Below are 12,698 nucleotides of genomic sequence, written 5' to 3' on the forward strand. Positions count from 1 at the left end.
TTTGAAACTCCTCCGTTAACACTACAGAAACACAACTGTCATATTCGCTTGCAACCTAGTCAGAGTGCTTAGAACAAAGGCATCTTGTTACAGCAGGTGACAACCGTGGCCTGCTCCCATCTGCAAGATAAATTTAGGCCGGCGCAGGGCGAAATATAACGTCGGTAGCTAAGCACTTAACATACGAGAGGCAAGCAATGATCCGTTCTTCGAACATGCGGGAAAAGCTGTTGGCTGCCGCAATAATAGGCACATTTTCCTCGCAAGCATTCTCCGGAACAGTAACCACTGACGGAGCTGACATCGTTCTGAAGACCAAGGGCGGTCTTGAAGTATCGACTTCTGACAAGGAATTCAGTTTCAAACTGGGCGGCCGAGTTCAGGCCGACTACGGCCGTTTCGATGGTGTCTTCACCAAGAATGGCGATACCGCTGACGCAGGCTACTTCCGTCGCGCCTACCTTGAGCTCGGTGGCGTGCTGTACCGCGACTGGAAGTATCAGCTCAACTACGACCTTTCCCGCAACACGGGCAACGACTCCGACGGCTACTTCGACGAAGCCAGCCTGACCTACACGGGTTTCAAGCCGGTGCAACTGCGCTTTGGCCGTTTCTACACCGACTTCGGTCTTGAGAAAGCCACCAGTTCGAAGTGGACCACCGCCATGGAGCGGAACCTCTCGTACGACCTGGCGGACTGGATCAACGACAACGCCGGCATGGGTGTTCAAGCCACCAGCACCATCGCTGACATGGCTTATGTTTCCGGTAGCGTTTTCAGCGAAACCAATAACAACTCGGATGGCGACAGCACCAAGCGCTACAACGTACGTGGCGTGTTCGCACCGCTGCACAGTGATGGCAACGTCCTGCACGTCGGTGCTCAGTACGCTTACCGCGACCTCAAAAACAGTGCGGTCGATACCCGGATTCGTTCGCGTCTGGGCGTCCGCGGTGTAGATACCAATGGCGGCGGCGATGCCGGCACCAACGGCAACCGCATGCTGTTTGGCGGTGCTGCTGCACAAGATGGCCTGTGGAAGGACGACTCGGTCTGGGGTCTCGAAGGTGCCTGGGCCACCGGCCCGTTCTCGGTTCAAGCGGAATACCTTCGCCGCAAGCTGAAAGCTGACCAGGCCAACAACGACATGAAGGCCTCCGGTTACTACGCCCAGATGGCTTACACCCTGACCGGCGAGCCGCGTATCTACAAGCTCGATGGTGCCAAGTTCGACACTATCAAACCAGAGAACAAGGAACTGGGGGCCTGGGAAGTCTTCTACCGCTTTGACGATATCAAGGTCGAAGACGGCAACCTGGTCACCGCGGCGGACCAATCGAACGAGCGCAAGGCCAAGAGCCACACGGTGGGTGTGAACTGGTACGTCAACGAGGCGGTGAAAGTCAGTGCCAACTACATCAACGTGCGCACCGACAACAACGAGAACACCGTGGGCGACGACAGCGGCAATGCCATCGTGACCCGCCTGCAATACGTCTTCTGATCCCTCTCATCAGTCTGACGTGAGAAAGCCGGAAGCGCTCAACGTGCTTCCGGCTTTCCTGTTTCTGGAGGTGATCAAGCATGGAGCGCCCTCCTCCTACCTGCTTTCGCTTACCGATGACCGCTCTTGCCAAAGCTCGGCGAATCTGATGTGATTGCCGCGTCGGGCTTTGCATGGTGGCCGTGCAAGCAAATCAAACCTGACTCCTATTCATGATTGAACCTGATTCGACGTCCAGCTTCGCGTCTAACGGCCCTACAAGCGCAGCTACCCCAACGTCGCTCATTAGGGGATAGTCATGCCTGCAAAAAAGCTGCTTCAACCTCTCGCTGCTCAGCTGCACGCCTCGTTCTCGGCTTCTGGCCGCCCGTACTCTCATCTGCACCTCCACCAGCTGTTCCACGCGGCCATCGGCTCCGTTGCACCGCAAGTTGCCATCCAAGACAAGCTGCCAATTCAGGTCTGTCGTGACAACGAGACACGGCAGTACAACCTCTACGCGGCGGTCGAGCGGGCGAAAACGTGCTTAGGATTGACCGATCTTCAAGCAGTCGGTGTGGCTGAAGAAGTCATTGAGGTGCTACGAACTGCGGGAATCGGCGTGAACCAGGTTCGCCTGCTCCTTGACCCCTCCTTCAGCTCGAAGACTCGCAAAAAGGCCTTCAAGGCTCTCTGCAAGAACCTGGATCTGAACGAGCTAGGCGATCGCTTCGTCCCCAAGACTGCCACGTTGGCCATCGCTGCTGGTATTGCGCCGCCTCCCAAAATGTCGTGGAAGGATCGCTTCGCCCTGGCTGCAAATTCCCCCATGCGGGGGCCAAGCGAGCTCATCAGCATGGTCAACCGGGATGAGTGTTATCTGTGGGTATTCCCACCGACTGACCATCATGCGACGGCTCCAGCGACGCATGACCGTTTCTTTGGTGAAAAGACCCACCCGAGCGCAGAAATGGGCATGGGGTTCAGCATCATCGATTCCGGCTGGACCCGCCCCAAGTACCCGCTATCCAGGCAGTCACAAGAGACCTTCATCCAGTATTCGCTTTCTGCGCCGATGTGGTCCTGGCGCGCACAAAGTGACACCTGGCGCCTGGGAAACATCCTGCGTTCAAGAATCCTTGACGGGGCTCCTTGGCATAACGAGCCTCTGAGTGACGTGCTTCCGAGCGGCCTTAAATCCCTGCCCCGGATCTATGGGTGCGAAACCTGCCGAACGCTGTTCATTGAGAATCACAGCGACTACCCGGATGTACCCACTCAGTGCCAATGCGGTGAGGCGAGCAGCACGGGTGACCAAAACGAGTCATCTGCTCTCAATAGCTGATTTTCCTTACGGTGGGGGGCTGAGCCCCCCGTTAGGGATTGGCTATGGGAGCGGGATTCGCTCACCCCAAACCTGAAGGCGCCGCCACCTAACCGAGCGATATGAGCTGAATGCTCGCGGAGTAGATATGCAAAAGAGTAAAAACAAACAGGACACCCTGGCGGCGATCAATGCGCTTGTCGAGATTGCGTATGATCAGGGATTTGCGGACGGACACGGAGTCGGCAATCAAGTCGGTTTCGTAGCCGGTGTCATGAGCCTCAAAGCTGCATTGGCCTGCGGCTTACGGCATGGCTCACCTGAGTGCGGAAAGGCCCTTGAAAGCCTCAAGCGCATCGGGATCGACGAGTGAGAGAAAAGTACGGGTCGTGCGCTGATCGCGCACGACCCGTACTTCTACTTCAGGTCATTTCCCTGCTTAGCTTCATGATTGAAGCTCAGGGATCAGGTGCTTCTGCGGTAGGCCAACAGGCGCAAGGCGTTGAAGACGACCAACAGTGTGGAGCCCTCATGGATCGCAACAGCGGCACCAATGCTCAAGCCCATGATGGTGGACGGAACCAGGATGGCCACAATCCCCAAGCTGACGAACAGATTCTGGTGGATGATCGATCGCGTGTGACGGCTCAGCCCCACCGCAAATGGGAGTTGCCTGATGTCGTCAGCCATAAGCGCGATATCAGCCGTTTCCAGGGCAACATCAGATCCAGCAGCCCCCATTGCGATACCAACGCTCGAACTGGCCATGGCAGGGGCATCATTGACGCCGTCACCCACCATGGCCACCTTGGCGCTAAGGCGCAGGTTTTTGATGGCCTTGACCTTGTCTTCCGGCATCAGGTCTCCCCACGCTTCATCTAAGCCAACTTGTTTGGCTACAGCCTCTGCAACGCGGTTGTGGTCTCCAGAAATCATGACCATGCGTTCGATGCCCATCTCTCTAAGCTTCTGGAGTGCCTCTTTGGCCCCCTCCCGGGGTGTGTCCAATAGCCCGATAGCGCCCAGATCCTTGTCAGCACGCCGTACCACCATGGTGGTACGGCCTGACTGACGTAGACGCTCCGCAGCCTCCAGGGCTGCCTTGCTGAGTGCGGGAATACCATTGGTACCGAACATCTCGACCTTGCCAATCCAGACGAACTGCCCATCAAGCTCAGCACGCACGCCGCGGCCAATCATGTTGCTCATGTTCTTGGCTTGGAATCGGCGCCGTGTGCCAATCATCTCTTCACCGTCACGCACAATTGCCGCAGCCAGCGGATGGTCGCTCATCGACTCCACAGCGATGGCGACGTTTAGCAGATCCTCGATCTGCGTGCCGCCTATGGGTATTACATCGGTGATACGTGGGCGCCCTTCGGTCAGGGTACCGGTCTTGTCGAATGCCATGGCATTCAATGATCCAAGCTCTTCAAGTGGCGCACCGCCCTTGATCAGCACGCCACCTCGGGCTGCCCTGGCGATGCCAGAGAGAATGGCGCTTGGTGTAGCGATCGCGAGCGCGCAGGGGCTGGCTGCAACCAGTACGGCCATCGCCCGGTAGAACGAGTCACGGAACGGCTCGTCAAGGAAAATGCCGGCAAATAGCAGCCCGACTACCAGCAGTAAAACCAACGGGACGAATATGCGTTGGAAGCGGTCCGTGAATCGCTGGGTCGGTGACTTCCTGACTTCGGCTTCACTGACCATCTTGATGACCCGCGCCAAGGTACTCTCCGTAGAGCGCCGGGTTACCTCAACCTCGATGAGCGTTTCGCCATTGATGGTACCGGCGAAGACTTTCGAGGCTGCATCCACTGCATCTGGCTTGCTGCGTGCGAGTTCGGCATCAGGAACAGGTTGCTTGTCCACGGGGACGCTCTCACCGGTTACTGGCGCCTGGTTGATACTTGAGGAGCCTACGACTACAAAACCATCGGCCGGCAGGCGGTCATTGGGGCGCACGATGACAACGTCACCGGGAACCAGCAGCTCCACGGGCATCTCCACCGTGCCATTTGCTCTGCGTACGATCGCGGTGGCTGGTGCGAGCTTGGACAGTGCCTCAATCGCTTTCTTGGCCCGCCCCATCGCGTAGCTTTCAAGGGAATGCCCCAGACTGAACAGGAACAGCAGCAGAGCCCCCTCCGCCCAGGCGCCGATGCTCGCGGCACCGACTGCGGCGAGAAGCATCAGCGAGTCGATCTCGAAGCGTTTCTGACGGATGTTGGTAACCGCTTCCTTAGTGGTGAACCATCCACCGAACACGTAGGCCGACACGTACAGAATCAGAGGCAGACGATCAATCAGGCCAAGTTTTCCTGCGAGAGCTCCGGCACCCAGGAGAGCACCACAGATCAGCGCGAAAATCAGCTCTGTGTTCATTCCAAAAATGCCGCCATGCTCATGGCTATGACCTTCATGCCCGGCTTGGTCATCAGGGCGTTCAAGCAAACTCTTCATAACTCGTCCCTTCTGGGGTCAAGGCTTCCAATTGCCCTCTGCAGTTGGGGAGCCGTCTCTGTTGGTTGGCTAAGATCTATTGCACGGTTTGCCCGAGCCCAGGCGTTAACATTTCGAAGCTATGGGGTATCGGGCGTAATAAAAAATGCCAGGCACTGCCTGGCATTTATGAATTCTCTAATTGTTCTGTTCAAATCGTTTACTACTTGTTGTTGATGCATTGCGAATACATCGAGTAACGAACAGTCTTGAGCGTGCCCTGGGAGTCCTCGAAGGTCATCAACCGTGGATAGACCTGGCAGGTACGGGGGTCCTGCGACTGACGTACGAATTTCGCAACGTCTATCTTCATGCCATATTTGTAATCCTGAATCTCTGGCATTGGCTTGCCATTTTTCTCCGCGTACTTGGCCACTGCGGTCTGGTGTTCCTTGGTGTATTGAAGCTGCTTGCTCTCGGAGAAAGTGTTGGCCTGCGAAGCCACCGAGAAAACAACAAGTGCAGCAGCGATAATTAGCTTTTTCATAAAACCCTCTCAATTTCAAAACTTCTCGGGCGTAACCTTAGCAATGCATAGGCATCACCGGCATGACGAGAAACTTACAATTTTGAAAGGTAAGTGCATCTACTTCACTTTAAACAAAAAAGCCCACAACACGTGTTGTGGGCTTCTCTTTAGCGGAGGCTGTTAGCTAACCACTTCGGCCTCGTCGCCGTCTTCATCCTTGCGGTGTGCCCAGTGATACAGGGCAGGCAGTACCAGCAAGGTCAGTGCGGTGGAGGACAGGATCCCGCCAATCACCACCGTCGCCAATGGCCGCTGAACTTCGGCACCGGTGCCGGTGGCCAAAGCCATCGGGATGAAGCCCAGGGACGCTACCAAGGCTGTCATCAGAACAGGTCGCAGACGGGTCAATGCACCTTCATCGACTGCCTGTCTGAGCGTTCGTCCCTCCTCCCTTAGCCCGCGGATGAAGGCAATCATCACCAGGCCGTTCAGTACTGCAACGCCGGACAGTGCAATGAAGCCGACACCTGCCGAGATCGACAGTGGGATGTCCCGCAGCCACAACGCCACAACACCACCGGTGAGTGCGAATGGAATACCGGTGAAGACCAGCATGCCGTCCTTCAGGTTGTTGAACATCAGGAACAACAAGGTCATGACCAGCAGCAAGGCGACTGGAACAACGATCTGCAGGCGTTTGGCAGCCGACTGCAGCTGCTCGAACTGGCCCCCCCAAGTCGTCCAGTAGCCCGCAGGGATTTGCACCTTCTTGTCCAGCGATGCGGTCGCCTCCTCAACGAAGGACCCCAGATCGCGGCCTCGAACGTTGGCGCTGACGATAACCAGACGTTTGCCGTTCTCGCGGCTGATTTGGTTCGGGCCCAGTTGCAGGTCCAGATTGGCGACCTGGGACAGCGGGATGAAGCCGATCTGATTGGCACCCTGTGCCGCATTGGCAGGTACCGGGATCAGCAAGCTGGACATACCCGCTACGTCGGTGCGAACGGTCTCTGGTAGGCGTACTACCATGTCGAACCGACGGTCGCCCTCATACAGCGTGCCGGCCTGACGGCCACCCACGGCGATAGCGATCGAGTTCTGAACATCCGCGATGTTCAGGCCGTAGCGTGCTGCTTTTTCGCGGTCAATGTTGATGGTCAGCACCGGCAGGCCGGATGTCTGCTCAACTTTCACTTCCGATGAGCCCGGGACCGCTTTGAGCGCTGCCGCGATCTTGTTGGCGGTGTTGTTGAGCACGTCCATGTCATCGCCGAAGACTTTCACAGCGACGTCACTACGCACGCCCGAAATCAGCTCGTTGAAACGCAGTTGGATTGGCTGCGACAACTCGTAGTTGCTTCCTGGAACACCCGCTGCGGCCTTCTGCACTTCAGCAATCAGCTCATCACGAGGCTTCTTCGGGTTAGGCCACTGATCCTGAGGCTTGAGCATGATGTAGGCGTCAGAGGCGTTCGGCGGCATCGGGTCAGATGCAATTTCTGCGGTACCCGAGCGTGCGAACATCCGCTCAACTTCAGGCACCTGCGCAATCACCGCTTTCTCCAGACGCTGCTGCATCTCGACAGATTGAGTGAGGCTCGTTCCAGGCACACGCATGGCCTGCATCGCAAAGTCACCCTCACTGAGGCTTGGGATGAACTCGCTACCCATACGACTTGCCAGCAAACCACTGAGCACGACCAAGGCTACTGCGGCCGAGAAAGCGATGTTCCGATGTCCCAGCACCCATTGCAGAACCGGTTCATAGCGCAGTCGAGCTGTGCGCATGACCACGCCTTCCTCTTCCTTCACCTTGCCAGTGACGAACATGGCAATAGCTGCAGGAACAAAGGTAACGGACAGGACCATTGCACCCAGCAGCGCCATCACAACGGTGAAGGCCATCGGGTGGAACATTTTGCCTTCGACGCCGGTGAGGGCGAAGATCGGCAGGTACACCACCATGATGATCAGCTGACCGAAGATCAGCGGCCGGCGAGCTTCTCGCGCCGCGGCAAAGACCTCGTGGAAGCGTTCGGTTTTGGTGAGCATGCGGCCATGCTTATGTTGCGCATGAGCCAGTCGACGGATCGCGTTTTCTACAATAACCACGGCACCGTCGACGATGATGCCGAAGTCGAGTGCCCCCAAACTCATTAAGTTGGCACTGACCTTGTTGTTGAACATGCCTGTGAAGGTGAACAGCATGGACAGCGGAATCACCATCGCGGTGATCAGAGCCGCACGGATGTTGCCGAGGAACAGGAACAGAATGGCGATAACCAGGATCGCGCCTTCCACCAGGTTCTTCTTCACCGTCGCGATGGCTTTTTCAACCAGGTTGGTACGGTCGTAAACAGTCACAGCCACCACGCCCTTTGGCAGGGTGCGGTTGATGTCCGCCAATTTGGCGGCGACAGCTTGAGATACGGTGCGGCTGTTTTCACCAATCAGCATGAACACGGTACCGAGCACGACTTCGCGGCCGTTCTCAGTAGCAGCACCTGTACGGAGCTCTTTACCGATGCTGACGTCAGCAACGCTGCTGATGCGAATCGGTGCACCATCCACACTGGTGATCACGATGTTGGCGATGTCTTCGATATTGCCTACCTGACCCGGTGCACGGATGAGCAACTGTTCACCATTACGCTCGATGTAGCCGGCACCGACGTTGGCGTTGTTACTTTCCAACGCTGCGACCAGGTCATTGAGTGTCAGCTTGTAGGTAGCCAGGCGCTTTGGATCCGGCGCAACCAGGAACTGCTTGGCATAACCGCCGATGGTATTGATCTCGGCCACACCCGGGACGTTACGCAGCTGAGGCTTGATGATCCAGTCCTGGATCACGCGCAGGTCGGTCGGGGTGTACGGCGTACCGTCCTCTTTGACCGCGCCATCTTCGGCTTCAACAGTCCACAGGAAGATCTCGCCGAGGCCGGTAGATACCGGACCCATGACGGCCTCTACACCTTCTGGCAGCTGTTCCTTCGCAACCTGCAGCCGCTCGTTGATCAACTGGCGGGCAAAGAAGATGTCAGTGCCATCCTTGAAGATCACGGTGACCTGAGACAGGCCAGAGCGAGACAGGGAACGGGTCTGCTGAAGGCCCGGGAGACCGGCCATGGCCGTTTCAACTGGAAACGTGATCCGTTGTTCGGTTTCCAAGGGCGAGTAACCAGGCGCTGCAGTGTTGATCTGCACCTGGACGTTGGTGATATCGGGTACCGCATCGATGGGCAGCTTTTGATAGCTGTAGATACCGATACCCGCCATGATCAGAACGGCGATCATTACTACGATGCGCTGCTCGATGGCGAATCTGATGATACGTTCAAACATGAGAAATCATCCTGTCAGTTCGCATCAGTGACCGTGTTCGGCAGAAGCTTTGCCGAGCTCGGACTTGAGTGTGAAGCTGCCACTGGTTGCTACCTGGGCGCCGGCTTCAATACCGTCGATGATTTCCACGTACCCATTGTCGCGGCGACCCAGTTTTACCGGGCGGGTGTCAAAGCCATCTGGGGTGCGTACGAATACCGAAGGTTTGTCTTCAACGGTCTGCACAGCGTGCTCAGGGACCGCTACGGCAACTCGATCGGTCTGGGAGGTGACCGCAATGTTTACGAACAGGCCTGGACGCCAGGCGCCGTTGGGGTTGGTCAAGGTGACGCGGACAGTAGCTGCACGGTTTTGCTCGCCCAGCAGGCTGCCGACATAACCCACCTTCCCTTCGACCTCGACGTTCATGTCAGGCGAAGAGACTTTCACTGCACGGCCAGTCGTGACCTTGCCCAGATCTGTCGGCGGAACTGCGAAGGTCGCCCAGACCTGATTCAGGTCGGAAAGGATGAAGGCGTTGGTCGCCTCGCTGACGACTTCGCCGACGGTCAGGTGTTTCTCCACTACCACGGCGTCGAAGGGAGCGCGGAGCTCGTAACGATTACCGCCAACGGAGTTAACCGAGGCACCGATTGCGCCGACCTTCTGCTTGGCGTTGGCCAAGGAGATCTCCGCTTCTTGCAGCGCTTGGCGTGCTTGGAGGTAGTCTTGCTCTGCAGAGATCTTGTCCTGCCACAGTTGCTTCTCACGTTCGAAGGTCACACGCGCCAGTTCGACGCGACGCTGTGCGGCCTGTTGTTCGCTGCGCAGGTCAGAGATCTGCTGGCTGGCGATTACCGCGAGGACTTGCCCTTTCTTGACCGTCTCGCCCAGGTTGGCCTGGACAGCCTCAACAACGCCAGGAACACGAGGAACCACGTGGGCAGTACGATCTTCGTCGAAGCGAATTTCGCCAGGGAAGCTCACGACGGTACCGAGGTCACGAGGCGCTGCAGCTTCCAGGGCAACACCAGCGGCCTTGATCTGTTCAGCGCTGAGCGTCAGCTTGCCCTCTTCTTCACCGCCCTCTTCGCTGTGGCCTTCTTCACCATGGCCCTCATCACCTTCCTCTTTGGCGGCAGATGCGGCTTTCTTTTCGTCGCCATGGCCATCGTTAGCGCCATGCTCGGCAGTACTGGCGGCCTGCTGTCCGGAACTGTTGTTCCAGGCAAGGCTGCCAAATCCGAGGGCTGCCACAGCGGCTACCGCGAGGGCGATCTTGCGTTTGTTATCCATTGCTACTCCTGCTGATCGTAGGCACCGGCTTGTTCAAGGCTGTGTGCCGAAGAAAATGTTTGGCCCGTTCAGCGAGTGCCGGCGGTTGAGCCGACTTCGCCATAAACCCTTTCCACCTGCGCACGCGCATTGGTCGCCGCTGCCAACGATTCGAGGTATTGGCCACGAGCGACGATCAAGGTGCGCTGGGCATCCAGCACTTCGATGAAACCGAATTTGCCCATCTCGAAGCCGCGGGTTGCGGTCTCTACGGCTTGTTGGGCTGAAGGCAGAATGGTCTTGTCGTAGGACTCGACCTCCTGCATGGCGGTGGACCATTGGTTCAACGCGGTTTGGGTTTCGGTGCGCAGGCGCAGCTCAACAGCATTGCGCTGGTCCCGGGCCTGATCTGCACGACGAGAAGCGGAAAGAATGTTGCCCTGGTTACGATCGAACAGCGGCAAAGGCATAGACAGGCCCACAGTGTTGACCCGCTCGCGCACAGAGCGGTCGTACTGGCTACCTACACTGACAGTAAGGTTCGGGATACGCTGAGCTTTCTCTGAGCCGAGCGAGGCATCGCTCTTGTCTATCTGCACCACGGCCTGACGCATTTCTGCTGTTTGGTCGAGCTTAGCCAGCAGATCTTCAGTGCGAGGTGGCAAGCCCGGGGAGAGGGTTGGCGATTCGAGTCGATCAAACACGGTGACTGAGCTCCCGGTAATTTGAGCGAGCTGTTGGTAAGCGGTCGCTTTTTCCGTTTCTGCACGTCGAACTTGCAGCTGGGCTTCGGCCAGTTGCACTTGAGCGCGGGTCGCCTCCACTGGGGACGACTTACCTGCGCGAACACGGCCATCGACGATGCGAAGACCGCGCTCAGTCAGTTCGAGAGATTGCTTGGCCAGGTCGAGACCTGTCTGGGCCCGCAACGCGGCGTAAAAGGCTTGGACGACATCTGCACGCAGGCCGTTAACGCGACGGTCTAACTCAAGCTGTGCGGCGGTCTGCCCGTATGTGGCGACGTCAACACGAGCCCCCCGCTTACCGCCCAGCTCAAGGGTCTGGCTGAGAGAGACAGTCGTCTGGCTGGTGTTACGACGGGTGTCTTCCACGTCATACGAGATTGTGGGGTTGGGGATAAGCCCGGCCTGCTTGCGAGCACCATCAGCGATCCCAATTTCTTGCCTGGCCGCGGCCAGGTCTGGGTTGGCATCCATGGCCGTCGAAAGCGCCTGGGGCAAGCTGATGCTTTGGGCAAGGGCTGCAGGCGCCATCAACCCAGAGATGACTGCACAGAGTGCAGCGATCTTCCAGGGCGAGACGGGGGTCTTGGGTAAGACATTGCGGTTATACCGGGGCACTTTGATGGTCCTCGTGCACAAACTTCGATAAAGCTTGGCGAGAACGCCGAAACAGCTGCCAAGCCCCACTTGATTAGGTGATGGCACTCTAATGAGCGGTAGCTATCAGAGGGGTGGCTAGAAAATTACAATTTCGTAAGAAAGCTTTGTAATGCCCGTAAATACTGGGAAACCCAACCCGACACGATGATTTCGATACAAGCAACAGAGATGGCAAACACGCGGTGCGAAGGTGCCGAATAACAGGTAGATGACGAAATTGTAATTGTCCTATCACCCTCCCGTTATCTTCGGCCTGCAAATATGAGCTCGCGCTACGCTAGGCGCGCCGCCGGGTCAGAACAACTAACGACACCCGCGCCGGTAAACATAATAAAAACTGCCGTGAATCAAAGGAGCATCGGATGAAAATCAAAGTACCACTGTATTTGGCGGCAGTTTCTGCGCTGTCTGGAAGCTATGCTATTTCGGCACAAGCTGAAGACAAGCCAGAAGGCTTCATTGAAGGCAGCAGCCTTACAGTGTTGAACCGTAACTTCTACTTCAACCGTGATAACCGCGACAGCACCGCCCCCACTTACAACAGTGGCAAGGGCAATACGAACGGCTACTCCGAAGCCTGGGCGCACGCGATCATCAGCAAATTCAACTCCGGGTTTACCCAAGGTACCGTTGGCTTTGGCGTTGATGCCTTTGCCATGATCGGCCTCAAGCTCGACACCGGTGATGGGCGCAACGGCGGCCGTAGCTCCTTCGACGTGCTGCCCGTTGATAACAAGGGTGAAGCTCGCGACGAATACACCAAGGTCGGCGGCGCAGCCAAAGTCCGCTTGTTGGGGATGTAAGCCGGAACCCCAGAAATTTCCGTCACCCTAGTTGGGTGGGCTCAACACTCGTGTCACCAGCTACCTTCTGGAGAATCGAGCTCGGCCATCCCTCCCTGGACGGGCATCGCTCGACGA

General features: G+C 57.2%; 8 protein-coding genes and 1 pseudogene. 4 read left to right on the forward strand and 5 right to left on the reverse strand.

Annotated features, from left to right (window positions below):
* The first annotated feature begins 197 nt into the window (after positions 1-197).
* The 3 genes from ABX75_RS16605 to ABX75_RS16615 all read left to right on the forward strand — a co-directional run bounded on the left by ABX75_RS16605 (position 198) and on the right by ABX75_RS16615 (position 3,181).
* Entirely contained in the window at positions 198-1,505 is a 1,308-nt protein-coding gene (locus ABX75_RS16605; protein ID WP_009395904.1) for an OprO/OprP family phosphate-selective porin, read from the forward strand.
* Positions 1,506-1,803: 298 nt separating this feature from the next.
* On the forward strand, positions 1,804-2,829 hold the full coding sequence (locus ABX75_RS16610) for a hypothetical protein (protein WP_010951450.1): 1,026 nt from the start codon (positions 1,804-1,806) through the stop codon (positions 2,827-2,829).
* Positions 2,830-2,956: 127 nt separating this feature from the next.
* The gene (locus ABX75_RS16615) at positions 2,957-3,181 is read left to right on the forward strand and encodes a hypothetical protein (protein WP_010951451.1); all 225 of its coding nucleotides are present in this window, start codon (positions 2,957-2,959) and stop codon (positions 3,179-3,181) included.
* A 92-nt stretch (positions 3,182-3,273) separates the two neighbouring features.
* On the opposite strand, the gene ABX75_RS16620 is transcribed toward ABX75_RS16615, so the two are convergent.
* From ABX75_RS16620 to ABX75_RS16640, 5 genes are all read right to left on the reverse strand, one after another.
* A complete protein-coding gene (locus tag ABX75_RS16620; protein WP_010951452.1) occupies positions 3,274-5,271 on the reverse strand; it encodes a heavy metal translocating P-type ATPase in 1,998 nt (665 codons plus the stop codon).
* Positions 5,272-5,473: 202 nt separating this feature from the next.
* Positions 5,474-5,797, reverse strand: a complete 324-nt coding sequence (locus ABX75_RS16625) for a DUF2790 domain-containing protein (RefSeq protein WP_003253432.1) — start codon at positions 5,795-5,797, stop codon at positions 5,474-5,476.
* A 162-nt stretch (positions 5,798-5,959) separates the two neighbouring features.
* Positions 5,960-9,121 (reverse strand): CusA/CzcA family heavy metal efflux RND transporter, encoded by a 3,162-nt coding sequence (locus tag ABX75_RS16630; RefSeq protein WP_010951454.1) that lies wholly within the window; start codon positions 9,119-9,121, stop codon positions 5,960-5,962.
* Positions 9,122-9,145: 24 nt separating this feature from the next.
* A complete protein-coding gene (locus ABX75_RS16635; protein ID WP_010951455.1) occupies positions 9,146-10,396 on the reverse strand; it encodes an efflux RND transporter periplasmic adaptor subunit in 1,251 nt (416 codons plus the stop codon).
* A gap of 68 nt (positions 10,397-10,464) precedes the next feature.
* Positions 10,465-11,736: a TolC family protein gene (locus tag ABX75_RS16640; RefSeq protein WP_010951456.1), complete on the reverse strand. Its 1,272-nt coding sequence runs from the start codon at positions 11,734-11,736 to the stop codon at positions 10,465-10,467.
* Positions 11,737-12,140: 404 nt separating this feature from the next.
* Here ABX75_RS16640 and ABX75_RS16645 point away from each other — a divergent pair.
* A pseudogene (locus ABX75_RS16645) lies at positions 12,141-12,569 on the forward strand (OprD family outer membrane porin); the annotation flags it as partial.
* Between the last annotated feature and the right edge of the window lie 129 nt (positions 12,570-12,698).

This window comes from Pseudomonas sp. ARP3, assembly GCF_001029595.1.
Classification (GTDB): Bacteria; Pseudomonadota; Gammaproteobacteria; order Pseudomonadales; family Pseudomonadaceae; genus Aquipseudomonas; species Aquipseudomonas rhodesiae.

Coding starts and splice junctions, on each gene's coding strand:
- ABX75_RS16605 (WP_009395904.1), top strand. CDS start 198: ATGATCCGTTCTTCGAACATGCGGGAAAAGCTGTTGGCTGCCGCAATA.
- ABX75_RS16610 (WP_010951450.1), top strand. CDS start 1,804: ATGCCTGCAAAAAAGCTGCTTCAACCTCTCGCTGCTCAGCTGCACGCC.
- ABX75_RS16615 (WP_010951451.1), top strand. CDS start 2,957: ATGCAAAAGAGTAAAAACAAACAGGACACCCTGGCGGCGATCAATGCG.
- ABX75_RS16620 (WP_010951452.1), bottom strand. CDS start 5,271: ATGAAGAGTTTGCTTGAACGCCCTGATGACCAAGCCGGGCATGAAGGT.
- ABX75_RS16625 (WP_003253432.1), bottom strand. CDS start 5,797: ATGAAAAAGCTAATTATCGCTGCTGCACTTGTTGTTTTCTCGGTGGCT.
- ABX75_RS16630 (WP_010951454.1), bottom strand. CDS start 9,121: ATGTTTGAACGTATCATCAGATTCGCCATCGAGCAGCGCATCGTAGTA.
- ABX75_RS16635 (WP_010951455.1), bottom strand. CDS start 10,396: ATGGATAACAAACGCAAGATCGCCCTCGCGGTAGCCGCTGTGGCAGCC.